A 26,536-nucleotide genomic window follows, 5' to 3' on the forward strand; every position below is an offset into this window, starting at 1 on the left:
TATGAAAAACAGGATTTTTTACCTGGGGCTTTGCTTCATTGTGGCTATGCTTTTGCCAGGCGCCAGCCATGCCCAAGGGATTTCGGATTCGCTGAACGGGATGCAGGCGGTGCTGGAAAAGGTCTATCAGGATATGATTCCTTTAAGTTCGAGGCTGATTGACGTGTCGAGGGGACTGGCGGGTTTTGGGGCGCTGTGGTACATCGGATCAAGGGTATGGCGGCAGATTGCCGTAGCTGAAGCAATCGATTTTTATCCGCTGCTGCGCCCCTTTGCCCTTGGGATGGCTATTGTGATGTTCCCGGCGGTCATGTCGCTTTTTAACGGGGTATTGCAGCCTACGGTTTGGGCAACCGGAGAAATGGTGAAGGATAGTAACAAGGCGATTTTGGTGCTGCTGGCGCAGAAAGAAGCCGCGTTGAAGAAAACGAAGAAATGGCAGCTGTATGTGGGTGAGGATGGGAACGGGGATCGCGAGCGATGGTACAAGTATACCCATCCTGATGATCCGGACGGCTCGGGTGAGGGAATGCTGGAATCGGTGAGTAATGATATGAGTTTTTTTATGGAAAAGCAGGGCTACAATTTCCGCAACTCCATCAAGCAATGGATGGCAGAAGTGCTCGAGGTGCTATATGCAGCGGCGGCGCTGTGCATCAATGTGGTGCGTACTTTTATCCTTATCGTGCTGACTATTCTGGGACCATTAGTGATGGGCTTTACGGTGTTTGATGGATTTCAGCAGAGTCTGACCGTCTGGATTGCAAGGTATGTGAACATTTTCATGTGGCTGCCGATTGCCAATATCCTTGGGAGCATTCTGGGAAAGATTCAGGAGAATATGCTCAAACTGGACATCTCCCAGATTGGCCAGGAGGGAGAAACTTTTTTTTCTTCCAGTGATGTTGCTTATCTGATTTTTATGGTGATTGGAATAGTGGCTTATTTCTGCGTGCCGACCGTGGCGAACTACATCGTGCATGCCGGAGGCGGGAATACGATTCTACAGAAAACCAATATGATCGTGTCAAGTTCGTCCAGGATGGTGAGCTCGGCAGGATCAGCTGGCATGGGCATGGCGGCGGATGCGCTTGGAAATGCGCCCAGACTGATGAGCCAGGGGTATGCCGGGGCTTCGCAGGGCGATTATTTTCCGGAGGGTAAGTCTGGTGGCAATTCCCATCAGCATGATAAGTTAAGCGGCAAGTGACGATTGATTTTGGGCTTTGCTGAAGGCTGAGCTTCCTGCCCCGCCCCAAATTAAGACAATGGAAAACTGATTTTAATATGGGAAAAGGCTTATGGCTGTGCTGAAAGCTGCGCTTCCTGTTCAGCCCTAGATTAAAACAATAAAAAATTCATTTTAAGATTTGAGCTCATGTTTACACAATTTAGAAATATAGATACCGCCTTCTCGCACATCAAAAGGTTCAGCCTCTTTCTGATCCTTGCATGTGTGCTGTTGTCGGGCTTTGCGATATGGAAGAGCTTTCAGGCGGTCAGCGAAATTACCGGTAAGGTCTATATCCTGGCTAATGGTAAGGCCCTGGAGGCTTTTTCGGCTGAAAGGAAGGACAATGTAGCGGTGGAAATTCGCGACCATGTGAAGATGTTCCATTATTGGTTCTTTACGTTAGACCCGGATGAAAAGGTGATCGCCTCAAACATCGGAAAGGCTTTGTACCTGGCCGATGGTTCGGCAAAGAAAGAATATGACAATTTAAAGGAAAAGGGATATTTCACCAATCTGATTTCGGCGAACATTTCTCAAGATATTACCATCGATTCGGTGCTACTGGATATGGCCCAGGAACCTTTTCATTTCAGGTGTTTTTCCACGCAGCAACTGATCCGCTCGAGCTCTAGGGTTTCAAGGAAACTGGTGACGCAAGGTGATTTGCGAAACGTGTCGCGGTCGGACAATAACCCGCATGGGTTTCTGATCGAAAGGTGGGAGACGGTACTAAATCAGGATATCATAAAGCCTTAGGTTATGGGATGGTTAAGGAAAAGAGCAAGTAAAACAAAGCCTTTGGCGCAGCATCAGGACAAAATTGCTGGCAGCATAGCGCATAAGATATTGGCGTTGCAAAAGCGCACAGCAGCGAAGCTGAATGGCAAGGCCCAAAAAATAGGAAAAACGAACGTCATTTGTTTATTAGGGGCGACGCTCATCGGTTTTGCTGGCTACCTGGTCTATATTATCATTAACGCAATATTTTATCGGTCTAATTTTTAACAATTCAAATCAGATTTTATGAAAACAAAAACAAAAACAAGGGACAAGAGGAAAATCCTCTTGGTATTGCCGCTACTGGTCATGCCATTTCTGGCGCTGGCATTTTATGCGGGCGGTGGAGGAAGGGCTTCGTTTAGGGGTGCGGTAGCATCCAAGGGCATTAATACCGCGCTGCCTGATGCGAACTTCAAACCGGAGGGGCCACTGGACAAAATGGGGTTGTATGCAAAGGGCGAAAAGGATAGTTCCTGGTCAGGTGGGATTTCCGGTTTGACCGAGAAAATGGGCTTCGGGGGAAGGATGGAGGATGAGAAGACAGCTGAGATTAATTTGAAGCTGGAGGCATTGAATAAGGAAATCAATGCTGCACCTACTGATATTGGCGGCAGCAAAGGCTCAGCGGCCAGCACCGCTTCAAAAAATGGAAGAGATGATATTTCTGCAGACGTGGACCGGCTGGAGCTGCTGATGAAATCCATGAAAGCGGATAAGGGAGGTGATCCGGAAATGGAGCAGATGAATTCGATGCTGGAGAAATTGCTGGATATCCAGAATCCTGCCCGCGTCCAGCAAAAGTTGGTTTCAAAAATTTATGGGGATGGGGCAGAGCGGGAATTTTTGGCGGTGCCGGCAGAGATAGCGGATGGTGGAAAGGTGGTGCAGGGATCAACAGTTAAGCTTCGATTATTGGATTCAGTTGTGCTGAAGAACATAGTGGTGCCTAAGGGACATCTGGTTTTTGGGCTGTGCAGGCTGGTGAACCAGCGCTTGCTGTTGGACATCAAGAGCATCAGGTTGAGGGAACTAATCATTCCGGTGGAACTAACGATGTACTCGATGGATGGCATGCCGGGCCTTGAGGCAAGGGATGCGGTGTTTGGTGATGTAGCATCGGGCGGTGCGGTGGATGCAGTAGGCGGAATCTCGGTTTATGGGATGGATGGCGTGGCAGGGCAGGTAGCGGGTGCGGGACTGGATGCAGCGAAAAGTCTTTTTTCCAGGAAAGTGCGTGTGGTGAGGGTGAAGCTGAAATCTGGGGAAAAAGTTTTGCTTCGAAACAATCGACCCTAGTGTCTGAACTAAAGCCAAGGTAGTAATGGCTGATTGATGGGAAGTGTAAGACTATCTGGTGCCAATGAACGATGGGGAATTTTGGGAAAGTTAAGGGTATTTTTTTCGTTGTCGAGAAAAGCAAAAGTGGTATATACTTAATAGGATTAATGGAAGCGGGGACAATCAAACCTGAGCGATCGGGAATCTGGCCCCATTAAAAAAAAATGATTATGGATGCAAAGAATTTAGAAAACCTTAAGGCCGAGATGACTAAGCTCGGCTTTACTGACGATTTGATTGGCCAGATGGAGGCCAAAATGGCGGCGAATGAGCCGCGCTTTATTTTGTATGATGAAGTGCAGTCCGAAAAGGGAAGAGTGGAGATGGCGCTGCACTTTAACCAGTCCAGGACCTCGGAATATTATTATTTCAACAAGTTTGATCTGGTTAGGGAAACCCAGCCGCCACTGGCACCGGGCGAGAAGTATTTTGTTTCTGCTCAGCGCCAGGGTGAGGAGGTGGTGCTGAAGGAATTTGAGATGCCTAGCCTGGCGGTTAAGGAATTCAATACCCGTATGGAAGCATCAAAGGATATACGCGGGGCGGCGCAGTTGTATGTAGGGGTTAGTTTGCAGGATTCCAGGGAACTGGCGACGATGGGCGACGGGAAATTGATCAACATTGATAAAGAATTTTATAAGACGCTGAAGAACCCTTCGCCAGGGCAGACCTTTTACGTGGAGCAGGGAACCGGGTTTTCCCTTTCGCAAGGCCTTAACCTGCTTGCGGGCCGTTCGGTCTACAGGGAGGACATGCTCAATGTGCAGAAGAACGAATATACTGCATGGGCGAAACTGGACTTTGATGGACCCAGGGATAAGAGTGGGAATTTTCCGATGAAAACTTTCAGTGAAGGCTATGGTTATGATCTCTCAGCGGTGCTGGACAGGTTTAATTTCAGGGAGCTGGCAACTTTGGATAAACGTGCCGATGTGGAGACAGCGCTCAGGAACGGGGACAGGGCGGTGGTCACTGTAAATATTGCCGGGAAAAAAGAGGCGATACTGGCTGAGGCGGTTCCGGAATTCAAGCAGGTCAACCTGTATTCACTGGAGGGTAGATCGATAAAAAGAGAGCAGTACCTTAAGCCTGAGCAGGTAGCCGAGGTATCTGCCGGTAAGGAAAAGACCAATAAAAAAGAGCAGGAGCAGGGTTTGGGCGTTTAAGGTATTTTGATAAATTAGCGGGCAGATAAAGAGATTCAACCTATTAAATTTTAATGCAATGGAAAATTTTGGAAAAGTAAAAGAGCTGATTGCCTCGGTTGAGGCTGATGTGGTGAAGTTTTATGAGAATGGGAACGCTGCTGCGGGAACGCGTGTTCGCAAAGGTATGCAGGAGCTGAAAAACCTAGCTCAAGCCATTAGAGCTGAGGTTACTGAAAAAAAGAACGCAAAATAAATCTCAGTGTTTTGATAAATTGTAAAGCTTCCGGCCATTAGTCGGAAGCTTTTTTTGTTTCTGCTGTTTTTTCGTTTGAAAAAAGAGTTGGGAGATGAAACATTTTCCGGTAAACGGAGTTTGTATTTCGAGAGCGTTAATTTAAATGAGCGGGAAAGGCCTTTGGTTTTTTCCGCTTTCTTTTTTGAAGCTTCAGCAGGTTATGATTTGATGTAGAGTAATTAGACGAATACCCAGGCAATATTTATCCTGAAATCCAGTTCAGCAGAGTCAGCCTAGGCCAGGTGCAGGTTTGTTTTAGATTAGATTTTGTCCTGACCGAGTAAAGAAACTATATCATTTTCTTGCTGGGATTATCTCGGGCGTTTTACGGGCTGTCCACTATATCTTTTGCGATGTTGGAAGGATGCCGCTGCCATCCCTAACGCAATTATTCTTAGTTTGTATCAGAGTTCAGCCTGCTTGGGGTTCATCACTATCATGATCTTTCCATCTTCCAGTTCACGCCATCCGTGGTCATAGATGAAATGATAGGTACCTGCGTTTGTGGTGAGGATGCTGGTGTAATACTTGAAGTTAAATTCCTTATCAACCAGATAAAACCTGCCTACTGAGGTTGGTCCGTTGTGCCGGGTGACTTCTGTTTTGAGGATCTTGTAATTACGTTTCAGGATGGCGTTGATCTGGGCGATGAAGAGCGGCTCGTACCAGCTGTCAATGCCCTTTCTTTTTCTGTTGCCTGCATTGCGGCAGTTATCGTTACAGTATTTCTTATCGCGCCTGCCAAAGAGTTCCTTTCCGCAGGTGAGGCATTCAAAGGGCGAGAAGTTTGGGTCAAATCCGCTCATGTCTGATAATCAGTATTATATCCGTTTTAAAAACGTTTAAAACGGTTAAATAGTTTTCGATACGGTTATTAGTTTGCTTCCTTGCCAATTTTGTGCTGTATTAAAACCATATTGTTATGTTAGCAAACGTATTGATGAGTGAAAGCTTTTCGTCCTCAGAAAAGCGCCACTATTTTCTCGATTTCAAGAAAACTGCAAAACAGAGTAAGTTCATACAAATCTCCCGTAGCGATCAGCAGCCTGACGGTTCTTACCAAAGGAGCTTTGTGATAGTTTTCGAAGAAGATTTCCATTTCCTGATCTCCGCGATGTCCTCGCTCTTCCACCACTCAGCATACCTTGATGAAAAAGGAAAGACCGCTAAGGATATACTTCAGGGGAAGATCTTGGAGCGGAACCGTGGCATTCCGAGCTGGGACCCATCTAAAAAACCGAGGGAAAAACTTTTTGAGCACGGGTTGGACGTACTCAGCGATAGCGAGCTGCTTGCTATACTGATTGGTTCGGGAAGCCCCGGAGAGGATGCGGTGGCACTTTCCTATAGGATGCTAAAGGGGTTTGGCGGACTTTCGGGTCTTATCGGTAAGGACATTTCGGCCTTAAGCAGCTTTAACGGTATTGGGCCGGCTAAGGCGGCGACAATAATTGCTGTGATGGGTATCGCCGAGCGCCTTTTCCAAGAGAGGTCTTAAATTATTTTTTTCAATCGAAACGGAAAGAAAGGCTGCGAATATCGCGACCCCTGCTGGCTGCGCACGCATAATGGCCGGCGGTGCCGTCCACCCTTCGGGACTTATAGTGCTTCGTCCAGCTTAAAGGGTCACGGTTTTCATTGCTTTCTTTTTTTCCGTTTTTTCTTTTGAAAAAATTCTTTTGAACTGGCGGAAAGGGGAAGCAAGAGTTTAAAAGTTTTACTTAAAACCACGAAGATGGAAATTATCACAGGAAGGCTGACCGCAGACGCGGAAGTCAGGGAGGTATCAGAAAGTACCAAATTAGTAGGCTTTACAATAGCTGTAAACCACAGCTATATGAGCGGTGAGCAGCGTCGGGAGATCGCGAGATTTTTTGAATGCAGTTATTGGAGAAATTCAGGGATCGCAGAATTTCTGAAAAAGGGCGATGTCGTGCAGGTGTTCGGGCACGTGGGCTGCAGGGCTTACGTGACCAAGGACGCCGAGGCAGCCGCGGCGCTCATCTTCCGGGTTTCAGAAATCAAGCTTTTTAGTTCTGGCGCAAAGCAACCGAAAATAGGGGAGCCTAGCAGTGAAACGGGTGATCTATCATTTTAATTAATCCCATTATTCAAGCACCAAATATTATAGTCATGGCACATAATTTAAATTTCAACGAGGATACACAAAAACACGCTTTCTTTTCGGTAAAGGAAAAAGCTTGGCACGGGCTGGGCACTATAGTAGATAGTTACCCAACTTCAGCAGAAGCGCTAAAGTTCGCAGGGCTGGATTACACCGTTGTAAAACGTCCGATCTTTACCCTGGACAATCTCAATAACGAATTTAGTCAGGGGGAGATCCTGCCGGCGGAAGCAGGGGTTGAGGTTCCAAACTTTTTCGCAACCATGCGCACCGACACCGAACAGGTGCTCGGGGTAGTGGGCAAGGATTACAGCGTGGTGCAGAATATCGACGCGTTTTCTTTTTTCGATAGTATCATAGGCGGAGGGGATGGCATCCAGTATGAGACCGCAGGCGCGCTCGGAAAGGGAGAACGAATTTTTATCACCGCAAAGCTTCCCTCATATATCCGCGTAGGTGCTGATGACCTCATCGAGCAGTATCTCTTTTTAACCACTTCGCATGACGGGGGCGGGAGCATCACAGCAGCATTTACGCCCGTTCGTATCGTCTGCAACAATACGCTAAATGCGGCAATGCGCAACCATAAGAATGCAATCCGCATCCGCCACAGCTCGGGAGCAGGAGATAGACTCAAACAGGCGCACGCCCTTATGGGCATATCGAGTAATCTCGCGGGCGAAATTGAAGAGATTTTTAATCATTGGGCGAAAGTCCGTATTTCTGACGGAGAGATTAAAAAACTCGTGCAGGTTGCCATGTCGCCAAATAAAGAGGTCTTGCAGAAGCTGCAACAAGGAGCCGATGACGAAAATTCGGCTGTTTATAGAAACATTGTCGATGAAGTCTACAGCTACGCAATGGGCAACTGCACCCAGCAAATGGCAACTACCGCGGGAACAGTATTTGGGGCCTATAACGCAGTCACGGGATATTTTCAGAATGTGCGCAGATTCAAGGATGGAGAAGCGAAATTCAAATCTATCACAGAGGGGACAGCCAAGCAACGGGCACAGGTTGCATTTGACCTTTGCGTTGATTTTGCAAGCAAAGGGACTTTACAATTCAATTAAATTATCTGGGGCGGGAATCCGCCCCACTTTTAGTCCAATAATACAGATGAAAATGAAGAGTGGCAAAGAACGTAGTATAACGAAAAAGATCAATTTAGCGCTCAGGCTCTTGCAGAGCCTGGAAGAAATGGAGCTTTCCAAAAATGATGCATTTGAGGTGCAGATCGCCAAAGGGCTGCTTATGGGAATCATAAAATACAGCGGCTATAAAGCAAAATACCATTGGCTATTTGGTATCCGTCTTTTGAAGGTGCCAGCACCGAAATCCTCTCAACAATAATTTAAAAGGTGAGATTTAATTTACGACTAGAAAAGAATTATTTTCCAAATACAGAATTTTTAGTGCAGTCCTGAAGGGACTACACTTTTTCCGCACTCCACGTTTAATAGAGCTGAGGTTAACGCATCCTTGGTACTAAAACCTGTTGTTGAGTGTGGGTTTCACGACTTTTTTCAGCAACCTGTTGCGGATATAGTCATTGGTCACCTGCAGGGAGGCGTGCCTGTTTTTTTCCATAATCGAATAGAACGATGCGCCATCCTCAAGGTCGTAAAAGTTGGAACTGTGCTTTAGCGCATAGAATTTGAGTTTAGTACTGATGTTATATTTTATCCTGAAATAACGGAATTTTTGGGTAAAGTATTGCTCGTCAATCTGCTCGGGCGATGGTTTGCAGCGATGTCCAAAGATATAGTTTTCATCAGGTGCATTGACCACAAGCTTTTCAAGCAGGCCGTATATTTCTTCGTTTAGCTGGAATATCGCCTCGCTCCCATTTTTGGTTTTCTGTGGGGGAAGGGTAAGGATGCGCTTGTTCCAGTCCACGTCCATCACCTGTAGCCTTGTCATTTCCACTGGCCGGATATTGTAAAGGTATAGCAGCTTTGAGGCCACGTAGAGTCCGAAATATCCTGGATCGCCTTCCATTAACCTTACAACAGTCTGTAGCTCCTCTTCCTCATAAATGGCAAACCTTGAACTGTCTCGCCTGGTGTTTTTCTTTACCGATTGCTTAACCGGGTTCTCTTGGATAACCTTGTACTTGCACAGAAATGAAAAAAATGTGCACAAATCGCAGCGGTAGCTATTATAGGTTACCTTACCCCAGCCAAGTTCATTCATCTTAAAACCAAGACAGTTATCGATGTCGATGGGGTTGAAGGTTTCGATCTTGCGGTTTAGAAACCCCTTGACATCCAGCCAGTCCATAAAGTGCTTGACAACGATCTTATTGTTCTTAAGGGCGATCTTTCCGATCATATTACTGTTGCGGCGTTCCTCTCGGTGCTCTATCCAGGTGTTCAGGCACTTGGATATGGGGCTTGCGCTGTGAAGATTAACGTGCACGCCAAGATTTACATAGGCATTGGTGAAAGGGTTCCAGCCCCTGCTGAGCATAAGGATGAGTGCATCAACGGCGGCAACCGCTTTTTTTCTGATTGAAATCCTGGTGTCTTTTACGCCTCCGATACCACCTTTCCTTGCCCTTTCCAGCTTAGCATAATTGTCCGCATTGGGCCAATAAAAATATATGAAAGGTTTGTTGGAATGTGTTATTTTTGCGGGGATCGACAAATTGAACTCGATTTCGTTCCATTCCTTTATGAAATGGTTTTCGGCCTGGGGTTTGACATCATTTTTTTTCATACTGTTTTCAATTTCTATGGTTTAAGTTGTATGCCGTGAGGAGTTGTCAACGGGATTGTTAGCGTTTTTTGTCAACGATTTGTCAACGATCGAACTAAAAAACCCCTTTTAAACCACTTTAAACATGGAAAAAACACGATATTGGTTAGTAAAATCAGAACCATTCAAATATAGCTGGGAAAAATTTAATGAAGACGGTCGTACCTTTTGGGATGGCGTTCGTAATTACCAGGCAAGAAACAATTTGAGGGATATGAAAGAAGGAGATTTAGTTCTCTTTTACCATAGCAACGAAGGGAAAAATGTAGTCGGTGTAGCAAAGGTTGTTAAAGAATCTTATCAAGACCCAACAACTGAAGATAAAAATTGGATTGTGGTTGATTTAGCTCCGGTCGAATCGCTAAAAAATCCGGTATCACTAGAACAAATAAAAGCAGAGGAAAGCCTTAAAGATATTTCTTTAGTTCGCCAAGGCCGTTTATCGGTAATGCCGCTAAAAACCGAAGAGTTTGATAAAATTTTAGAAATGGGGAGTTAAATTTAAGCAGCAGTTTCTGCTGCTTTTCTTTTGCTTAACATCAAACCCAACGTCATAAAAATACTAGTTCCCAAAACCACTAAAAATAAAAATGAAGTGCCAACTTCGGGCATTTTTAACGATGCAGGCAGATTAATATATAATAATATGCTAATTAGTCCGCGTGGTGCAATGTATAATATAGGTGTTGCATTACCATTTTTAAATACTTTCAAAAATGCTATCCTGATAACATAAATCGCTATCAATATAAATAATCCGTTGAGTAAAATGGGTAAATTATTCAGTTCGTTTACATTCATCGTAAAACCAAATATTACGAAGAAAAATGTTCTTAAAATAAAAGCACTTTCAGCCGATAACTGGTAAAGTTGAGATAAATCTGCGGTTAGGTTTTTGTATAAGAAAACGCTTCTAAACCATGCGTTTTGGATGGTATCTGCATTATTTAAAAATAAGCCTGTACTTAAAATCAATACCAAAGAAGACAGGTGGTAAGATTGCCCGATGGCATAAACTAATATCAGAATTGAAATTATCAGGAAAAATTTGATGTGATGCATCAATTTTCCCATAATATATAATAAAACTACACAGGCAATAGCTGAAAGCAAGATGATTAAAAACGTACTTAAACCAAGTCCAATAAATGCCGAGGTGGTTATCGAGTGATTGGTAATCGCAAAATTGAACATTATAATTCCCAAAATATCCGAAAAGGAAGATTCGTAAATTACAAACTCCCTATCTTGTTTGCCCAATGCCGCGGCAGAGGGAATGGCGATGGCCGAACTAATTACACTAAAAGGAATTGCATTTGCGATACATGAATATAAATCTCGGTGCGAAATCTGATAAATTATAAGCGTTATAATGGTTGTTGTACCAAGTAAAATCGTTAACGCCGATAGAAAGGCGCTTTTAATAATTCTGTTTTTCTCCCTGTCATATTTCAACTCTAAAGACCCTTCGAAAACGATTAATATTAAACCCACTGTGCCTAAAGTTGGCAAAATGGATAAAAAATTGAAAGTATGAATCTGTAGATATTCAACCAGATAGCGAAGACCAATTCCTAATAAAAGCAAAAGCAACACCGATGGTATTTTGGTTTTACTCGCCACTAAATCAAATAGATAAGAAAAAATTACTAATCCGCTTAAAATAATAAGAATGGTATATGTTGTCATATTTACAGCGTTTGGTATTCGCTAAAATAAAACAAACATATTAAGCATCAAGAAGTTTTATGTAAAAGTTACGGTTTAAAAAACAAGGCTTTAAGCTCGCTGGCATCATCCGGACTCATTTTTCCGCCTAAAACTAAGCGTAACTGTCTGCGGCGCAGCGCTCCATCAAAAAGTTCAATTTCCTCAGCAGTTTCAGGTATTAATTCTGGTACCGGAATGGTGCGGGCGCTTTGGTCAACTGCTACAAAAGTGTAGTAAGCCTCGTTGCTTTTTTGGCGTGCACCACTCGGAATGTTTTCTGCCCACACATCCAAACGCACTTCAACAGATGTATTAAATGCCCTTGTAACTTTGGCCTCAATTGTAATCACATCTCCAAGTTTTATGGGGTGTTTAAAAGAAACATTATCAACTGAGGCGGTAACCACAATTCGGTTACAATGTTTTTGAGCTGAAATTGCTGCGGCAATATCCATCCAATGCAGTAAACGTCCACCCATTAAATTATTTAGCGTGTTGGTATCATTCGGTAATACCAATTCGTTCATCACTGTAAAGCTTTCCTTTGCAAATTTCTTTTTCAAACTCATATCGAGCGCAAAAGTAATAAAATTGAGTTAAAATGGCTTTAAACATTATTTGAAAAGCAAGGTTATTCGCTCTTTTTTGAGTTAGTCTCGTTCTCACTCCAATCTTTTAAGATGAGGATAATGCAAAATATTTCGTCATTTCGAACGTAGCGGAGAAATCTTTCAACCTGACAGATCTTATTCTAAATTATTAAGACTAGAGGTACAAACCACCCCGATCCCTCCTTGAAAAAAGAGGGGAGTTGGACAATGATAAATAATTACATCGGCAATAAAATAACTTTCTACCAACTCGCCTCCTAAATTTAGAAGCGTTTATCCCGATTTTTTGGGAGGTAAAGGGTGGTTTAAACCCTTCAAAAAATCAAAGAAACTAAGTTAGCTAAACCAGATTGAGCGGAATAGCTCCCGATTTTTCTTCGGGACTATAAGCGAAAGCGGGGCTGCTGTTTCCGAAGACTGCATTCCTTTCATTTTCTTAAAATAAACTTTAAACTTTATATATGTTATCTGAAAATGAAACAGCTAACGGAAAAACTTAAGAGAAATAAAAAATTAAAATTAAATTTTCCAGACAATTTCTTACAAACAATTGGAATAAAATCATGTTATCCTAGCATAAAAATCAAATTAATGCAAAATCAAACCATCATCCAATTTTTTCATTGGTATTATAACGAAGAACAAAATTTATGGACAAAAGTAGCGACTGAAGCTGCTCATTTAAAAGAAATCGGTGTTACAATGGTTTGGCTACCGCCTGCCTACAAATCGAACAATGCGGCTTACGATGTTGGCTACGCGGTTTATGATTTGTTCGATTTAGGAGAATTTGACCAAAAGGGAGCAGTTAATACAAAATACGGACATAAAGACGAATACCTTAAAGCTATTGATGCTTTGCATGAAAATGGCATTAGCGCACTTGCAGATATTGTATTTAACCATAAAGCAGGTGGAGACGAACTTGAAAAAATCAAGGTTAGAACTGTAAATCCTGATAATAGAGAAGAGTTTACCAGCGATGTTTTTGAAATTGAAGCGTGGACAAAGTTTACTTTTCCTGGAAGAAAAGGTAAATATTCTGAATTTATTTGGGATCACATGTGTTTCAGCGGGGTAGATTGGGCAGAAGATTTGCAAGAAACCGCAATTTATTCTATTCAGAATTATTTGGGAGAAGGTTTTGAAAAGGTGCCTTCAACTGAGCTTGGTAATTACGATTACTTGATGTTTAACGATATTGATTACAGAAATCAGGCCGTTATTGATGAACTAAATTATTGGGGCGAATGGCTTGTTGAAACCACAAAAGTTGACGGCTTTAGACTGGATGCTGTAAAGCACATAAATCCGGATTTCATAATTCAATGGTTAGACCACTTGAACACTAAGTATAACCGTAAATTTTTTGTTGTTGCCGAAGATTGGAATGTAGTTGATATTGAGGGACAGCTGGAATATATTGAAACCACGGCAGGAAGAACACAGATTTTTGATTCCCTGTTGCATCATAATTTTTATCTGGCAAGTCATGAAGATAATGGCTTTGATATGAGCACAATCTTCGATAAGACTTTGGTTCAGGTTAATCCGGCTTTAGCGGTTACTTTTGTTGATAATCATGATTCACAACCTTTACAAGCTTTAGAATCTTATGTAGAGTTTTGGTTCAGACCGCTAGCTTATGCCATAATTTTATTGAGAGAACAAGGCATTCCTTGTTTATTCTTTCCAGATGTTTACGGCGGAATTTATGACGATAAAAATGAGGCTGGAGAAGATGTACACATTGACTTGGCTGCAATCCCAGCTGTTGCAACCATGAGCCAACTACGTGCTAGTCATGCTTATGGTTTACAAAGAGATTATTTCGACCATTTTAGCTGCGTGGGTTTTACTCGTGAGGGCGATGATGAACATCAAAATAGTGGCTTGGCTGTTTTAATGAGTACAGGCGAGGAGGGTTTTAAAGAGATGGAGGTTGGTGCAAAGTTTGCCGGTAAAACTTTTATTGATGCTTTAGGATATAGGGAAGGAGAGGTTACAATTAACGAAAGTGGTTGGGCGGAGTTTCATTGCAATGCCGGAAGTGTTTCGGTTTGGGTTTTGAAAGCAGATTAAAATATAAGTATTATTAAATTGACCATATAAGGAATGTAAGTTCAAAAGTTTACATTCCTTATTTGGTTAATATCTTAACTCAAAAAGCTATCTACTTCACGATAGGCTTTAATTACATCTAATTCACCAGCTTTATCAGGTTTTGAATTTCCGTGTTCCATACCCATAACACCTTTATAACCTTTGCTATGCAAATGCTTAAAGAGGTTTTTATAGTTGATTTCGCCTGTTGTTGGCTCTTTTCTTCCCGGATTATCGCCAATTTGGATGTAGGCAATTTCATCCCAACATCTATCCATCGTTTTAATTAAATCACCTTCGGTGCGTTGCATGTGGTAAATATCATATAAAATTTTACACGATGGACTTTTTACAGCCTTGCAAACTGCATAGGTTTCGTTTGTTTTTTGAAGGAAAAGTTCGGGCGTATCGCTTAATGTTTCTAAAACCATAATTAACCCATGAGGTTCAAAAATCTCTGCACCTGCACGCATGGCATCAATTACATTTGCAAATTGGTTTCCGTAAGGTAAATTTCTTTCATAAAAACCCGGAACAACGGTTAGCCATTTGGCATTACAACGTTTTGCAGCCTCTACAGATTTTTTGCAGGTATCAACAAACTTATCTTTAAACTCTTTCTTTCCTGTTGTTAAAGATGTTTTCCAATTATCGCCACCATCAACCACAAAAACCCCCATTCGCATATTAAGCTTAGCTAATAAATTACCAATCTTTTCCTGTTCATCAACCGGTCGAGCTAGAAAGCCATTATCTTCAATCGAACGGAAACCTTTATCGTACATAAACTGAATCTGATCAAGGAAACTTTTGCCTGCATGATTTTGAAACATCCCTTGATGGGGTGCGTAATCAAGATTAAAGGTTTTATCGGCTATCGGCTTTTGTTTAACATCTGATGCAAATGCATTGGTAATTGTGCCTGCTGTTGTTATTGCACCTGCGGTTAGCAACGTACTTTTAATAAATTCACTTCTTTTCATCTGTTTGGTTTTTAGATTGATTTTCGGTAGATATAAGTTTCCTAAATCCGGTAGTTAGTGTATCTGTAATTTTGCCGTTTTTATTTTTATAAACAAAATAGGCTTCTAGATTTTTCCGTTTCTCTACAAAATTTAAAGCATCATTTATGTGCATAGCCATTAAGCTATTGTCATAACCATCGGCTGTAATTGCATCATTTGCATAAACCGTAACGCTTATCATTTCATTATTTAAGGGGTAACCAGTTTTTGGATTGATGAGATGAGAGATTTTTTTTGAACCTGACTGATGAAATTTACGGTAATTTCCAGAAGTTGTAATCGCACCAGTATTAATGGCAACAATATGCCTGATTACTGGAATGCCATTTTCATCAGGTCCTTCGATACCGATTTTTAAACTACTTCCATCAGGTTTTGGTCCTGAAACCCTAATTTCTCCGCCAAGCTCTGCAACGTACTGATTTATACCTTTCTCCTCAATAAAATTGGCAATTAAATCTACACTATAACCTTGTGCAATTCCGTTCAAATCAATTTTAATACAAGGTTTAGCTTTACTCAGCATGCCATTTTTTAAATTAATGTTTTTCATGCCAACACATTGCAAAATGCTTTTAATGGTCGCCTCGCTTGGCTCTTGCCTTTCCTCTGCCGGGCCAAAACCCCATGCCTGTACCAAAGGTGCCACGGTAATATCAAATGCTCCCTTTGTATCTTCATTTATCTCAAAACTTCTATTTAATACAGCTGAAATAAATTTATCGGTTTTTATTGAAGTTTGGCCTTCGTTAAATTGAGAGATAAGAGAATTGCTTTTATAAAGCGACATTGATAAGTCGATTAAATCCAATAAACTATCAATATCGCTTTTCTTAATTAAACTATCTGTTGCATAATAAGTTATTGCGTATTCTGTTCCTTGCGCTGTACCAAATAAGTCAAATTTTCTAATATCTTCTAAATTAGAAAATGAGGTTAGTACAATGAAACAAACAAGTAGGAGCAATAATCGCATTATACAACTTTAGTTTTTCCTGGCATTGCGTACGGATAAAGCCCATTTGCATCAGGTAGTACTTTCGGCATTGCATCCCACGCAAATTTTTCCGGCATAAGGCTATTGTCGGCAGCCAAGGCCTCGTCCCATTTTATGGTTTCGCCAGAATAAGTGGCATAACGACCAATTATTGAAGTAAAGGTGCTCGTTGCAGCGTAATCTACATTATTAAACTTATATTCTCCTTTTGAAATTGCTTCAAAAAGTTCATCGTGCTCTGTTTGATAAGGATTCGCATTGCCTTTTGTATTATGGTTATAAAGCTCTTTGCCACTGTAATCTTTCATAATGGCCTGGTTACTTCCAGATAAGTAAATTTTACCCTTTGTACCCATAAAAGATTCATCAACACGATTACTGATGCCTTCAAAATGACGACACTGACTATGAATTACTGCACCATCTGCGTAGGTAAGTTCGATAGAATGGTTATCGTAAATTTCGCCATAATCCTTTCCGGTTCTCCAGGCACGGCTACCTGTTCCTTGTACCGAAACAGGATGCGCATTTTTAATCCAGTTGGCAATATCAAGGTTATGGACGTGTTGCTCTACAATATGATCGCCGCATAGCCAGTTAAAATAATACCAGTTGCGCATTTGATATTCCATTTCAGTTTGTCCGGCTTTGCGTGGGTTAACCCAAACGCCACCGCTGTTCCAATATACCTGGCCAGACATAATATCGCCAATCGCACCATCATTAATGCGCTTCATCGCTTCGCGATAATTGGTTTGATACCTTCTTTGTAAACCAACCACAACATTTAATTTTTTCTTTTTTGCTTCTTCAGCTGCGGCCAAAACTTTACGAATTCCAGGTGCATCAACCGCAACTGGTTTTTCCATAAATATCTGTTTATTTTGCTTTACGGCTTCCTCAAAATGAATTGGCCTGAAACCCGGAGGTGTTACCAACAATACTACATCAGCTAAAGGAATAGCCTGTTTATAAGCATCAAAACCTACAAACTGGCGCTCTTTCGGAACATCCATTTTTGCTGCAAATTTACTAGAAAGCGCTTCATAACTTTTATCAATTCTATCCTGAAAAGCATCAGCCATGGCAACCAATTTGATATTGTATTTGGTGCTTAATGCCTGGAAAGCAGCTCCTGTACCACGGTCGCCACAACCGATTAAGGCAATTTTAATGGTATCAGAACCAGATGCATAAGCACCTGCAAGCGGAAATGAACTCAGCATTGCACTGCCGGCAAGCAAAGCAGATGCTTTCAAAAATTCGCGACGTTCTTGTAAGGAAATAGATTTTTTCATATTTGGATAGTTGGTTTTAAAGGAATATGCCATGTATTTTAATTTTCGTTTCGGTACACGGCCATTTTATTTGGTTTATGGTTTAGGTTAATAATCTGCAATAGGTTTTTTATTGTAATAAGCTTCAATTTCTTCTTTTGATGGAGGCGTTACCGGACGAACCAATCTCAATCCAACAAATGGGGCTTCAGGAAACCACCAATTACTTTTCGGAATTTGAGGGTCGAGTTGCTTCCATGAAGGACTTGAAGCCAATCTTACTGAAGAAGTTAGTTTGTCGGGTGTTTCATCATACGAACCTCCACGAACGCTATTAGGGTATAGTTTATCTGGTTTGGCAACAGGGTTTTCTACGGTTTTATCTTTCGAAGCGGTGTAAAAATTTTCGATATACTGGTCGTAAGTCCATTCGGCTACATTTCCATGCATATCATACAAACCCCATGCGTTAGGTTTTTTTTGTCCTACGGGATGTGTTTTGTTATCGCTGTTGTCTTTAAACCAGGCATAATCTTTCAATGTGGATTCATCATCACCAAATGTGTATTTAGATTTACTTCCGGCACGACAAGCATATTCCCATTCAGCTTCTGTTGGTAAACGATAAAAAACACCAGTTCGGGCATAAAGCCATTTGCAAAATTGAATGGCGTTATATTGTGTCATGGCAATTGCTGGTTGATTTTCTTTACCCATTCCAAAGGTCATATCCAGATATGGTTTAGTTGGGCGAGTTACAGCATCAACATTTGCTGGGATTTTCCCATTACTGGCTTTTAGTTCATAATCGCGGTATAAAAATGGCTCGAAAATATTCCAGGTAACTTCATGTTTTCCCATCCAAAAAGCATCTACTTTAACTTTATGTACTGGCTTTTCATCTGCAGCACCCGCATTATTTCCCATATCAAAAGTTCCGGCAGGGATGGCCAACATATCAAATTTTAAGGATGTTCCTTCGATATTTTGTGTATATGATTTTGTTTGAGCTTGAATGTAACTTATCGGCAAGCATAAAAAGGCAAGTGCAATTATTTTTCTAGACATGATTGTTGGTTAGTAGTGATTTTGCGTAGCGCTAAATCGTATTACTAATTTAACAAGTATGTTTTAAAAGGAAGAAAAAACATGTAACAAAAAGGGTATGTTTTGTATTTATCTTCTATCGGTAACTCGGTTAGATAGATTGGTGAAGCCAATTAAAGTATCCCATCTTACACCTGGTTTTCTGTAATAAACAAGTATTTGATAAGTGTTTTCAGTTTGGAAAAAGGAACCTTCAAAAGGTTTTGTTTCAAATGCGTTTGATGTTTTATCCAGCCAGGCATATTCATAATCATAAAGGCCCTGCTTTAATAAAATATTGGCGTAAAATTGTTTTCTGCCTTCATCATAAAGCAATTTATTTTCTTTGGATAAGGAATAATTATTGAAACGGCCAATAACATAGGCTTCGCCATTTGCGCTTGGAGCTGGAGCATTCAGCGTAAAAAGAACACTGATGTATTCAGCTTCAGTTTTATCATCTCGTCCATCAGTATTTCTGATGAAAAAATTACCGTTCTCATCCAGTTGGTTCGCAAAGGCCTCTTTATTTCTTGGCACATCCTGAAAAAGCATTACACTGACAGATTCATTGTCTCGGAAGATATCTTTTACATTTCCTGCTTTATAGCGCAAACTTCTGGTATCAAACTTCCTGAATTCGTTATCAGCCCAAAAATCATTTGTATTGATATCGTTAAAAACCAGTTGGTTTGGCTTAACAAAAGATGGACTTTTATTTATTTGAACAGTATTGTAGTTGAAATTTTGCATTACAACAGCTTTAATATCCTGATAAGGATTTGCGATTGGAATGTTATGGTTAAGTATGAAATTTATCTTTTGCTTAGTGTTTCTTTCTGAAACCTGCAGCGAATTTGTGATTTCTGCAGCAACGGCAATTACATTTTCTAAAACATAAAACCGTTGAGAAATTACCGGTTTTCTTTTATCATTGTCTTCATAAACCCTTAAAATATAGTTGCCGCTAATTTTAGGTTTTATCTGGCTGTTTGGGAAATCGAGTTCGTAATGTGTGTATTTTCTGGTGGTATTTGATGAATATTTGTAATTAAAAATTCTGTCTTCGGTAAAGCCATCCAGATAATCAAGTGTCGATATTTTTGAAGTCTGCCAATCAGAGGTGCAATGTTCTATAGTATACCAGTAGTTCTTTGTGCCGCCCAGTAAATCATCAAAAGAAAAAGCAATTGTTTCCGAAGAATTTAAAAGGGTAATCGGAATAGATTGCTCTTTGTTGCTGTTGTAACACAGAACCGTTTTAATATTTGGGCGATAAATTTTATTCTCGTTTGTAAAAGTATTTTCGGTTTGGGCGAGGGATAGCGTAGAAACGAAAAGTAGAAGTGCTGCGATTAGTTTATGCATATTTAAAAGTACGGAGTATTACGCAATTTTAAAAGATAACTAAGAGATTGCCACGGAAACACAGAAATCAGTGAAGTATTGAGCATGTTATTTATGAATTTGTAAAGAAATATTTTCCGTGTCTTCCATGCTTCCGTGGCAAAAAAAGATAAAATAATCAGGTTGCCACGGAAACACAGAAATCACGGAATGATTGACCTATTTTATTTGCGAAATTCTTAAGGGTATATTTAATAGTAGAAACCTTAATTATAAATTTTCCGTGTCTTCCGTGCTTGCTTGGCAAAAAAAAAGATAAAATAATCAGGTTGCCACGGAAACACAGAAATCACGGAATGATTGAGCCTATTTTATTTGCGAAATTCTTAAGGGTATATTAATAGTAGAAACCTTAATTATAAATTTTCCGTGTCTTCCGTGCTTCCGTGGCAAAAAAGATAAAATAATGAGATTGCCACGGAAATACAGAAATCACGGAATGATGAGCCTATTTTATTTGCGAAACTCTTAAGGATATATAATGTTAGAAACCTTAATTATAAATTTTCCGTGTCTTCCGTGCTTCCGTGGCAAAAAAAGATAAAATAATCAGGTTGCCACGGAAACACAGAAATCACAGAATGATTGAGCCTATTTTATTAGCGAAATTCTTAGGGGTATATATAATAGTAGAAACCTTAATTATAAATTTTCCGTTTCTTCAGTGCTTCCGTGGCAAGAAAAATAGCCATAAATTTTTTTATGGCTAAAATATTTATCTGTAAATCTGTGGCTAAAACCTAACCTTCCAATTCCATAATTTCAGCGGCTAAGGTTTCCCACTTCGACTGGCTGATATCTAAATCTTGCTTTGCAGCCAAATATCGCTTATTAGCTTCGGCTAATTTATCAGCTTTGCTGTAAACATTTTCGTCAGCCAATTCAGCCTCAATGTTTTTTACAGTTTTTTCCTGTTCAGCAATCAAAGTTTCCACCTTTTTTAACTCATCATTTAGCTTTTTTAACTGATTAGCTAAATTTGGTGTAACAATTTTTGGCTCATCCTTCGCTTTTTCTGGCATTTTTACAGGAATTGGTTTCGAAGCCGGAATCTCGCGTTTGCTGTTCCATTCCTCATATTCTTCATAAGTGCCAGGATATTGCTTAATTTTTTCTCCTTCGATAAACCAAATCTTATTGGCCACATTGTCTAAGAAATATCTATCGTGAGAAACCGCAATAAAGGTTCCTTCAAACTGTTGTAAAGCCTGGATTAATATATTAACCGATTGAATATCCAGGTGGTTGGTTGGCTCATCCAGAATTAAAAAATTCGAATCTGTGGTTAAAGATTTTGCCAAAGCCACACGAGATTTTTCTCCTCCAGAAAGCACCTTAATTTTTTTGAAAACATCATCACCGGTAAATAAGAAACAACCTAATATACTACGTAATTCTGTATCTGAATGTTTAGGCGCAAAGGCTTGTAATTCTTCTAAAATTGCATTGTCCAGGTGTAAAGATTCTAACTGGTGCTGCGCAAAAAATGTAGTGGTAACATTATGGCCGGTTTCGCAGAAACCATCAAATTTTTCAGTTCCGGCAATCATCCTTAATAAAGTAGATTTTCCTTTACCGTTAGCACCAATTAAAGCAATTTTATCGCCTTTTTCAATTACCGCTTCGGCATCTTCCAAAATATGCACATTTGGATAATGCTTTGTGGCGTGTTCAATGCGAACAACGTGTCGGCCAGATGGTTTTGTAAATTTAAAACTGAAGTTTACCGTTGGGTTATCATCATCAACATCATCAATACGCTCCATTTTATCCAAAGCTTTCATCCGCGATTGCGCCATTTTAGCTTTAGATGCCTTTGCCTTAAAACGTTCAATTAAACGTTCTTCCTGCTTAATTTTTGCCTGTTGATTTTTAAATTCTCCCTTTTGAATTTCTCCACGTAATGCTTTTTCTTCTACATAAAAGCTATAATTTCCGGCATAAACCGTTAACTTTCCTTTACGAGATTCTACTGTTCTATTTACAATTTTATCTAAGAAATACCTATCGTGAGATACAATTACAATTGCACCTTCAAAGCTTGCTAAATAAGTTTCTAACCACTTAATTGAGGGTAAATCCATGTGGTTAGTAGGCTCATCCAGCAATAGAATATCCGGTGTTTGTAACAAAATTTTCGCTAACATTACACGCATACGCCAACCTCCAGAGAAAGTATTTAATGGGCGATGTTGGTCTGCTGTGCTAAAACCTAAACCCGCTAAAATTTCATTGGCCCGATATTCAATGTTGTAGCCATCTAAGGCTTCAAATTCTTGTTGCTTATCACTTAGTTTATTTAAAACTTCTTCGCTATAATCAGTTTCAATTTTTTTAAGCAACTCCTCAATTTCATCATGCAACTGGTTTTGGCGCTCAAAAGCTTCCATTGCCACATGTAGAATGCTATGGTGCGATTCGTATGAAAGTAAATCTTGATTTAAATAGCCAATTTTCAAGTCTTTCGACATAGAAACTGTTCCTGATGTTGGGGCATATTCGCCAACAATTATCTTTAAAAGTGTCGATTTTCCTGTGCCATTTGCACCAATCAAGCCTGCTCTATCGCCAGGTTTAATGTGCCAGTTTGCGTCGTCGTATAAGGCTCTCGAGCCGATAAGGAATGTTAAATTGTTTATTGAAATCATTTCGGCTGCAAAAGTACGAATTTTAAAAGGCTTTTTCCGATGGATATTGAAATAGAAAAATTGGCGTAATAACGATGATTCGTAACGCGAAATAGTAACTGTGTTTGTCGTTTGTGTCGTATAATGGCGTAATTGTCGCAGAAATAAATGCGCTATCGTCGTTTCACCGTCCGTATACCGTCGGTATGCCGTCGGTTGACCCTCCTAAGGTTCTTAAACTGAAGTATTTTAAATTAAGAATTGCGTGTCATCCATCCCATGGGAAAAAAATAATTACATTTAAGCTCATAAATTTTAACGCATGAACAACGAAAACATTAAGATATTAAGCAAGGAAATTCTTTCGGATAATTGGTATATCTTAAATAAAATTACATTTGAGTATTTAAAGAAAGATGGAACCCGCGAAATCCAAAATCGAGAAGCTTATGATAGGGGAAACGGTGCTACAATTCTACTTTATAACGTTGTAAACAAAACCGTAATTTTAACAAGGCAATTCCGCTTGCCAACATATATTAATGGTAACGAAACCGGAATGCTTATCGAAACTTGTGCTGGCTTGCTGGATAAAGATAATCCGGAAACGGCAATAAAACGTGAAACTGAAGAAGAAACCGGTTACAAAATCAAGGATGTAAAGAAGGTTTTCGAAGCTTATATGTCGCCAGGTTCGGTTACAGAAATTGTTTACTTTTTTGTTGCAGAATATTCAAAAGATATGAAGGTGAGTGATGGCGGTGGGCATCATGAAGAGCAAGAAAATATTGAGGTTCTAGAAATATTATTTGATGAAGCTGTAGATATGATTGCTACAGGTGAAATTAAAGACGGTAAAACGATAATGCTTTTGCAGTACGCACAAATTAATGACTTACTTGGTGCCTAGTAACGGCCGTTGTTTTTAATCTTATATCAGTCTAAACAATTAAGAGTAAATTTCAATATTCTTTTTGAAATCTAAATTTATTATCTACATTTGTACTGTAATAAAAATAATTACAGAATGAATAGCAGATTTCCAATATCCTTACACATACTTACTTTGCTCGAAGATGCAAAAGGGGAGGTAGTGAGTTCGGATTATCTTGCTGGGAGTATTAATATAAATCCTGTATTGGTTCGTAAGGAAATAGTCAACTTGCGTAAACATGGTTTCGTAGAAAGCAAGGAGGGTAAAGGCGGCGGTTCTTATTTGGCTAAAAGTGCTGCTGAAATAAACTTAGGCGAGGTTTATAAAGCGGTTAGGACCGAAAATATTTTAGGGCAAAGTAAAAATGAGCCAAATCCTAAATGCCCGATTGGAAAGCAGATTAATCAGCATTTAGTTACACTTTATAGTGATGCTGAGCATGCTTTGATTGGTAATTTATCAAAACAAACCCTTGCAGATTTTGCACTGAAGTTTAAATAATGTTTTTTTAATCATAACTGTAACAAAATTTATTACAATAAAATATTCAAGATTCACTCATCCAAAATAAATAATTTATATAACATGAAAGTAGCAGTAATAGGCGCATCGGGCTTTGTAGGTAAAGCCTTAGTAAACGAATTGGTAAATCGTGGTAATGAAGTAATTGCAATTGCCCGCGATACCGAAAAGATTGAAAATAATGATGATAAGGTAACCAAAGTTTCGGTTGATGTTTTGGATACCGAAAAATTAGCAGCCGCAATTAATGGGGCAGATGCGGTTGTTAGTGCATTTAATCCGGGTTGGGCTAATCCAAATCTTTACAATGAAACTTTTGCCGGCGCAAAAGCAATTCAAGCTGGTGTAAAAGCATCAAATGTTAAACGGTTTATTTTTATTGGTGGGGCAGGTACCTTGCAAATTGATGGTAACCAATTGGTTGATGGTGAAAATTTCCCAAAGGATATTTATCCGGGCGCATCAGCAGTAAGGGATTATTTTAATATCCTTAAAGAAGAAAAAGGACTGGATTGGTTGTTTTTTAGTCCGGCGATTGAAATGCATCCAGGTATTACAATCGGCCGCACCGGCAAATATCGTTTAGGTAAAACTTCTCCTGTTTTCAATGAGGAAGGTCGCTCAATTTTATCAGTAGAAGATTTATCAATTGTTTTGGCAGATGAATTGGAAAATAATGCTCATCACCAGGAACAATTTACAGCAGCATACTAGGTGAGGTAAGAGGGATGATGTAGGATGGAAGATGTGTTAATGGAAGATGGGTGATGTAATGGATGATGTAAGCTGAGCTCTAAGATGGATGCTGTAAAACAGGGAACTTAAAATATAAAGCGGGTTTTCCATATTCCATCATCCATTGCCCCATCTTAGATTATCCATCCTATCTTTGTATTGCCTCATCTTACATTTTTCACATCTTACATTTTTTTCTAGATTTTATTTATCTTCGTGGCATGTATCGCCTTATTAAACCAATATTCTTTAAGTTTGACCCTGAAAACGTACATTATTTTGTTGTTAAAAGGTTAAAATGGTTTAATGATAAGTTTCCACTTGGTAAAACCATCATCCGTAGCAGTTTTGATGTTCATATAAAAGGTTTAGAGAAAGAAGTTTTTGGAATCAAGTTTAGAAACCCTGTTGGTTTGGCTGCAGGTTTCGATAAAAATGGCGAATATGTAGAATCTTTAAGCAATCTTGGCTTTGGTTTTATTGAAGTAGGTACGGTTACACCAATGCCGCAACCTGGAAATGATAAGCCCCGCATGTTTCGTTTACCGAATGATGAAGCTTTAATTAACCGGATGGGTTTCAATAATAAAGGTGTTGATGTAATGGCAGAGCGCTTGCGAATGCTAAAAGATAAACATCCGGATATTGTAGTTGGCGGAAACATTGGCAAAAATAAAGCTACGCCAAATGAAAATGCGGTAAGTGATTACATCAAATGCTTCGATAGACTATTTGATGTGGTAGACTATTTCGTGGTAAATGTGAGCTCTCCTAATACGCCTGGATTACGGGAGTTGCAGGAAAAAGAACCACTAAAAAACATTTTAAATACACTGCAAGAACGCAACCATAAAAACAATATCTCCAGACCAATTCTATTAAAAATTGCCCCTGATTTAACTGATGCGCAATTGGATGATATTATCGAAATTGTTACTGAAACTAAAATTGCAGGCATTATTGCTACCAATACTACCATCAGCAGAGCAAATTTAGCTACAGAGAAAACTTTGAGCGGAGAAATGGGTGGTTTAAGCGGCAAACCAGTTAAAGAACGCTCTACTGAAGTTATCAAATATCTATCAGAAAAATCAAATAAAGCGTTCCCTATTATTGGTGTGGGTGGAATTCATTCAGCTAAAGATGCACAAGAAAAATTAGATGCTGGTGCAAGTTTAGTTCAGTTGTATACTGGTTTTATTTATGAAGGTCCGGGATTGATTAAATCGATTTGTAAATCCCTAATCAAGTAATTTAAACTTTTAAACTTCCTCTAAATGCCCTTGCGGCGTAGTACGATGAGGCTCCATTGTGGTAAATGAAAACGGTTTCATATCTGTAATCAGCAAAAATTGCACCTCCAAGTTTTCTGATATTGTCAGGCGTTTTTATCCAGCTAGAGGTTTTCATGTCGAATTTCCCAAGTTTTTGTAATGCTCTGTATCCTTCTTCATCTAAAATTTCGATACCCATTTCATTGACCATATCAATTGCCGTATTTTCTGGTTTAAATTCCTTCCTCGAATCAAGTGCCTCACGGTCGTAACAAATACTTCTTCTGCCTTTCGGTGTTTCTGCAGCACAATCACAAAATAGATATTCATCCGTTTCTTTACTGTATCCAATAACATCAGGTTCGCCACCTGTGCGTTCCATTTCATTTAACGACCAAAGTTTAGTAGCATTTTCTCTGAGTTTAGTTTCTACTTTTATCCATTCTACATCTTCATGCCTGTTGGTGTTTTTATCAAAACGGGTTTTTAATAAAGCTAATAGTGCTTCTGTTTCCTGGTTGGATAATTCTTTTTTACTCATAATATTG

The 26,536-nt window shown here is 39.9% G+C and carries 27 protein-coding genes; 16 read left to right on the forward strand and 11 right to left on the reverse strand.

Annotated features, from left to right (window positions below):
• The first annotated feature begins 1 nt into the window (after position 1).
• From traJ to QWY86_RS15720, 6 genes are all read left to right on the forward strand, one after another.
• Positions 2 to 1,210, forward strand: coding sequence for a conjugative transposon protein TraJ (gene traJ, locus QWY86_RS15695; protein ID WP_290243374.1), 1,209 nt, complete (start codon positions 2 to 4; stop codon positions 1,208 to 1,210).
• Between the two features lie 168 nt (positions 1,211 to 1,378).
• A complete protein-coding gene (gene traK, locus QWY86_RS15700) occupies positions 1,379 to 1,990 on the forward strand; it encodes a conjugative transposon protein TraK (RefSeq protein WP_290243376.1) in 612 nt (203 codons plus the stop codon).
• Between the two features lie 3 nt (positions 1,991 to 1,993).
• Positions 1,994 to 2,239, forward strand: coding sequence for a hypothetical protein (locus tag QWY86_RS15705; protein WP_290243377.1), 246 nt, complete (start codon positions 1,994 to 1,996; stop codon positions 2,237 to 2,239).
• Between the two features lie 18 nt (positions 2,240 to 2,257).
• Entirely contained in the window at positions 2,258 to 3,310 is a 1,053-nt protein-coding gene (traM, locus tag QWY86_RS15710) for a conjugative transposon protein TraM (RefSeq protein ID WP_290243378.1), read from the forward strand.
• A gap of 212 nt (positions 3,311 to 3,522) precedes the next feature.
• On the forward strand, positions 3,523 to 4,518 hold the full coding sequence (locus QWY86_RS15715; RefSeq protein WP_290243379.1) for a hypothetical protein: 996 nt from the start codon (positions 3,523 to 3,525) through the stop codon (positions 4,516 to 4,518).
• Between the two features lie 58 nt (positions 4,519 to 4,576).
• On the forward strand, positions 4,577 to 4,753 hold the full coding sequence (locus QWY86_RS15720; RefSeq protein ID WP_290243382.1) for a BF3379 family histone-like protein: 177 nt from the start codon (positions 4,577 to 4,579) through the stop codon (positions 4,751 to 4,753).
• A 446-nt stretch (positions 4,754 to 5,199) separates the two neighbouring features.
• Here QWY86_RS15720 and QWY86_RS15725 read toward each other — a convergent pair whose 3' ends face one another.
• On the reverse strand, positions 5,200 to 5,601 hold the full coding sequence (locus QWY86_RS15725) for a hypothetical protein (protein WP_290243384.1): 402 nt from the start codon (positions 5,599 to 5,601) through the stop codon (positions 5,200 to 5,202).
• Between the two features lie 116 nt (positions 5,602 to 5,717).
• On the opposite strand from QWY86_RS15725, the gene QWY86_RS15730 reads away from it, so the two are divergent.
• The 4 genes from QWY86_RS15730 (at position 5,718) to QWY86_RS15745 (ending at position 8,273) form a co-directional block, all read left to right on the forward strand.
• Entirely contained in the window at positions 5,718 to 6,293 is a 576-nt protein-coding gene (locus QWY86_RS15730) for a UPF0758 domain-containing protein (RefSeq protein WP_290243386.1), read from the forward strand.
• 237 nt (positions 6,294 to 6,530) lie between these two features.
• The gene (locus QWY86_RS15735; protein ID WP_290243387.1) at positions 6,531 to 6,893 is read left to right on the forward strand and encodes a single-stranded DNA-binding protein; all 363 of its coding nucleotides are present in this window, start codon (positions 6,531 to 6,533) and stop codon (positions 6,891 to 6,893) included.
• Between the two features lie 35 nt (positions 6,894 to 6,928).
• On the forward strand, positions 6,929 to 7,993 hold the full coding sequence (locus QWY86_RS15740; RefSeq protein WP_290243389.1) for a DUF932 domain-containing protein: 1,065 nt from the start codon (positions 6,929 to 6,931) through the stop codon (positions 7,991 to 7,993).
• A gap of 52 nt (positions 7,994 to 8,045) precedes the next feature.
• Positions 8,046 to 8,273 (forward strand): hypothetical protein, encoded by a 228-nt coding sequence (locus tag QWY86_RS15745; RefSeq protein WP_290243390.1) that lies wholly within the window; start codon positions 8,046 to 8,048, stop codon positions 8,271 to 8,273.
• Between the two features lie 135 nt (positions 8,274 to 8,408).
• Here the strand turns inward: QWY86_RS15745 and QWY86_RS15750 are convergent, their stop codons facing one another.
• On the reverse strand, positions 8,409 to 9,641 hold the full coding sequence (locus tag QWY86_RS15750) for a tyrosine-type recombinase/integrase (protein ID WP_290243391.1): 1,233 nt from the start codon (positions 9,639 to 9,641) through the stop codon (positions 8,409 to 8,411).
• A 124-nt stretch (positions 9,642 to 9,765) separates the two neighbouring features.
• Here QWY86_RS15750 and QWY86_RS15755 point away from each other — a divergent pair, with 124 nt between their 5' ends.
• Positions 9,766 to 10,179 (forward strand): EVE domain-containing protein, encoded by a 414-nt coding sequence (locus tag QWY86_RS15755; RefSeq protein WP_290243393.1) that lies wholly within the window; start codon positions 9,766 to 9,768, stop codon positions 10,177 to 10,179.
• Positions 10,180 to 10,181: 2 nt separating this feature from the next.
• Here QWY86_RS15755 and QWY86_RS15760 read toward each other — a convergent pair whose 3' ends face one another.
• Both QWY86_RS15760 and QWY86_RS15765 read right to left on the reverse strand, forming a co-directional pair.
• Positions 10,182 to 11,369: a cation:proton antiporter domain-containing protein gene (locus QWY86_RS15760; protein WP_290243394.1), complete on the reverse strand. Its 1,188-nt coding sequence runs from the start codon at positions 11,367 to 11,369 to the stop codon at positions 10,182 to 10,184.
• 68 nt (positions 11,370 to 11,437) lie between these two features.
• Positions 11,438 to 11,959: an acyl-CoA thioesterase gene (locus tag QWY86_RS15765; protein ID WP_290243395.1), complete on the reverse strand. Its 522-nt coding sequence runs from the start codon at positions 11,957 to 11,959 to the stop codon at positions 11,438 to 11,440.
• A gap of 633 nt (positions 11,960 to 12,592) precedes the next feature.
• On the opposite strand from QWY86_RS15765, the gene QWY86_RS15770 reads away from it, so the two are divergent.
• Positions 12,593 to 14,083: an alpha-amylase gene (locus tag QWY86_RS15770; protein ID WP_290243396.1), complete on the forward strand. Its 1,491-nt coding sequence runs from the start codon at positions 12,593 to 12,595 to the stop codon at positions 14,081 to 14,083.
• Between the two features lie 74 nt (positions 14,084 to 14,157).
• Here the strand turns inward: QWY86_RS15770 and QWY86_RS15775 are convergent, their stop codons facing one another.
• The 6 genes from QWY86_RS15775 to QWY86_RS15800 form a co-directional block, all read right to left on the reverse strand.
• Positions 14,158 to 15,087, reverse strand: coding sequence for a hydroxypyruvate isomerase family protein (locus tag QWY86_RS15775; RefSeq protein ID WP_290243397.1), 930 nt, complete (start codon positions 15,085 to 15,087; stop codon positions 14,158 to 14,160).
• Positions 15,074 to 16,105, reverse strand: coding sequence for an FAD:protein FMN transferase (locus tag QWY86_RS15780; protein ID WP_290243398.1), 1,032 nt, complete (start codon positions 16,103 to 16,105; stop codon positions 15,074 to 15,076). Before QWY86_RS15780 ends, QWY86_RS15775 begins: the two co-directional genes overlap by 14 nt.
• Positions 16,105 to 17,424: a Gfo/Idh/MocA family protein gene (locus QWY86_RS15785; protein ID WP_290243399.1), complete on the reverse strand. Its 1,320-nt coding sequence runs from the start codon at positions 17,422 to 17,424 to the stop codon at positions 16,105 to 16,107. Before QWY86_RS15785 ends, QWY86_RS15780 begins: the two co-directional genes overlap by 1 nt.
• Before the next feature lie 87 nt (positions 17,425 to 17,511).
• Positions 17,512 to 18,471 carry a formylglycine-generating enzyme family protein gene (locus QWY86_RS15790; RefSeq protein WP_290243401.1) on the reverse strand — a complete coding sequence of 320 codons (960 nt, stop codon included), beginning with the start codon at positions 18,469 to 18,471 and terminating at the stop codon, positions 17,512 to 17,514.
• A gap of 108 nt (positions 18,472 to 18,579) precedes the next feature.
• Positions 18,580 to 19,857, reverse strand: coding sequence for a type IX secretion system plug protein (locus tag QWY86_RS15795; protein ID WP_290243402.1), 1,278 nt, complete (start codon positions 19,855 to 19,857; stop codon positions 18,580 to 18,582).
• A gap of 779 nt (positions 19,858 to 20,636) precedes the next feature.
• A complete protein-coding gene (locus QWY86_RS15800) occupies positions 20,637 to 22,544 on the reverse strand; it encodes an ABC-F family ATP-binding cassette domain-containing protein (RefSeq protein ID WP_290243403.1) in 1,908 nt (635 codons plus the stop codon).
• 301 nt (positions 22,545 to 22,845) lie between these two features.
• On the opposite strand from QWY86_RS15800, the gene nudK reads away from it, so the two are divergent.
• The 4 genes from nudK to QWY86_RS15820 all read left to right on the forward strand — a co-directional run bounded on the left by nudK (position 22,846) and on the right by QWY86_RS15820 (position 25,967).
• Positions 22,846 to 23,433, forward strand: a complete 588-nt coding sequence (nudK, locus tag QWY86_RS15805; RefSeq protein ID WP_290243404.1) for a GDP-mannose pyrophosphatase NudK — start codon at positions 22,846 to 22,848, stop codon at positions 23,431 to 23,433.
• A gap of 117 nt (positions 23,434 to 23,550) precedes the next feature.
• Positions 23,551 to 23,958 carry an RrF2 family transcriptional regulator gene (locus QWY86_RS15810; protein ID WP_290243405.1) on the forward strand — a complete coding sequence of 136 codons (408 nt, stop codon included), beginning with the start codon at positions 23,551 to 23,553 and terminating at the stop codon, positions 23,956 to 23,958.
• Positions 23,959 to 24,024: 66 nt separating this feature from the next.
• Complete coding sequence (locus tag QWY86_RS15815; RefSeq protein WP_290243439.1) at positions 24,025 to 24,693, forward strand: NAD(P)-dependent oxidoreductase; 669 nt, start codon at positions 24,025 to 24,027, stop codon at positions 24,691 to 24,693.
• A gap of 242 nt (positions 24,694 to 24,935) precedes the next feature.
• Positions 24,936 to 25,967, forward strand: coding sequence for a quinone-dependent dihydroorotate dehydrogenase (locus tag QWY86_RS15820; RefSeq protein WP_290243407.1), 1,032 nt, complete (start codon positions 24,936 to 24,938; stop codon positions 25,965 to 25,967).
• A gap of 1 nt (position 25,968) precedes the next feature.
• Here QWY86_RS15820 and QWY86_RS15825 read toward each other — a convergent pair whose 3' ends face one another.
• A complete protein-coding gene (locus QWY86_RS15825; RefSeq protein WP_290243409.1) occupies positions 25,969 to 26,529 on the reverse strand; it encodes a DUF4256 domain-containing protein in 561 nt (186 codons plus the stop codon).
• Between the last annotated feature and the right edge of the window lie 7 nt (positions 26,530 to 26,536).

The sequence above is a fragment of the Pedobacter aquatilis genome (genome assembly GCF_030409415.1).
Taxonomy (GTDB): domain Bacteria; phylum Bacteroidota; class Bacteroidia; order Sphingobacteriales; family Sphingobacteriaceae; genus Pedobacter; species Pedobacter aquatilis.

Excerpts from the sequence above, each read along its gene's own strand:
- nudK (WP_290243404.1), top strand. The coding sequence starts at position 22,846 with ATGAACAACGAAAACATTAAGATATTAAGCAAGGAAATTCTTTCGGAT.
- traK (WP_290243376.1), top strand. The coding sequence starts at position 1,379 with ATGTTTACACAATTTAGAAATATAGATACCGCCTTCTCGCACATCAAA.
- QWY86_RS15800 (WP_290243403.1), bottom strand. The coding sequence starts at position 22,544 with ATGATTTCAATAAACAATTTAACATTCCTTATCGGCTCGAGAGCCTTA.
- QWY86_RS15720 (WP_290243382.1), top strand. The coding sequence starts at position 4,577 with ATGGAAAATTTTGGAAAAGTAAAAGAGCTGATTGCCTCGGTTGAGGCT.
- QWY86_RS15790 (WP_290243401.1), bottom strand. The coding sequence starts at position 18,471 with ATGTCTAGAAAAATAATTGCACTTGCCTTTTTATGCTTGCCGATAAGT.
- QWY86_RS15820 (WP_290243407.1), top strand. The coding sequence starts at position 24,936 with ATGTATCGCCTTATTAAACCAATATTCTTTAAGTTTGACCCTGAAAAC.
- QWY86_RS15730 (WP_290243386.1), top strand. The coding sequence starts at position 5,718 with ATGTTAGCAAACGTATTGATGAGTGAAAGCTTTTCGTCCTCAGAAAAG.
- QWY86_RS15785 (WP_290243399.1), bottom strand. The coding sequence starts at position 17,424 with ATGAAAAAATCTATTTCCTTACAAGAACGTCGCGAATTTTTGAAAGCA.
- traM (WP_290243378.1), top strand. The coding sequence starts at position 2,258 with ATGAAAACAAAAACAAAAACAAGGGACAAGAGGAAAATCCTCTTGGTA.
- QWY86_RS15825 (WP_290243409.1), bottom strand. The coding sequence starts at position 26,529 with ATGAGTAAAAAAGAATTATCCAACCAGGAAACAGAAGCACTATTAGCT.
- QWY86_RS15770 (WP_290243396.1), top strand. The coding sequence starts at position 12,593 with ATGCAAAATCAAACCATCATCCAATTTTTTCATTGGTATTATAACGAA.
- QWY86_RS15765 (WP_290243395.1), bottom strand. The coding sequence starts at position 11,959 with ATGAGTTTGAAAAAGAAATTTGCAAAGGAAAGCTTTACAGTGATGAAC.
- QWY86_RS15735 (WP_290243387.1), top strand. The coding sequence starts at position 6,531 with ATGGAAATTATCACAGGAAGGCTGACCGCAGACGCGGAAGTCAGGGAG.
- QWY86_RS15740 (WP_290243389.1), top strand. The coding sequence starts at position 6,929 with ATGGCACATAATTTAAATTTCAACGAGGATACACAAAAACACGCTTTC.
- QWY86_RS15745 (WP_290243390.1), top strand. The coding sequence starts at position 8,046 with ATGAAGAGTGGCAAAGAACGTAGTATAACGAAAAAGATCAATTTAGCG.
- QWY86_RS15775 (WP_290243397.1), bottom strand. The coding sequence starts at position 15,087 with ATGAAAAGAAGTGAATTTATTAAAAGTACGTTGCTAACCGCAGGTGCA.
- traJ (WP_290243374.1), top strand. The coding sequence starts at position 2 with ATGAAAAACAGGATTTTTTACCTGGGGCTTTGCTTCATTGTGGCTATG.
- QWY86_RS15725 (WP_290243384.1), bottom strand. The coding sequence starts at position 5,601 with ATGAGCGGATTTGACCCAAACTTCTCGCCCTTTGAATGCCTCACCTGC.
- QWY86_RS15755 (WP_290243393.1), top strand. The coding sequence starts at position 9,766 with ATGGAAAAAACACGATATTGGTTAGTAAAATCAGAACCATTCAAATAT.
- QWY86_RS15705 (WP_290243377.1), top strand. The coding sequence starts at position 1,994 with ATGGGATGGTTAAGGAAAAGAGCAAGTAAAACAAAGCCTTTGGCGCAG.
- QWY86_RS15780 (WP_290243398.1), bottom strand. The coding sequence starts at position 16,105 with ATGCGATTATTGCTCCTACTTGTTTGTTTCATTGTACTAACCTCATTT.
- QWY86_RS15715 (WP_290243379.1), top strand. The coding sequence starts at position 3,523 with ATGGATGCAAAGAATTTAGAAAACCTTAAGGCCGAGATGACTAAGCTC.
- QWY86_RS15795 (WP_290243402.1), bottom strand. The coding sequence starts at position 19,857 with ATGCATAAACTAATCGCAGCACTTCTACTTTTCGTTTCTACGCTATCC.
- QWY86_RS15750 (WP_290243391.1), bottom strand. The coding sequence starts at position 9,641 with ATGAAAAAAAATGATGTCAAACCCCAGGCCGAAAACCATTTCATAAAG.
- QWY86_RS15760 (WP_290243394.1), bottom strand. The coding sequence starts at position 11,369 with ATGACAACATATACCATTCTTATTATTTTAAGCGGATTAGTAATTTTT.
- QWY86_RS15810 (WP_290243405.1), top strand. The coding sequence starts at position 23,551 with ATGAATAGCAGATTTCCAATATCCTTACACATACTTACTTTGCTCGAA.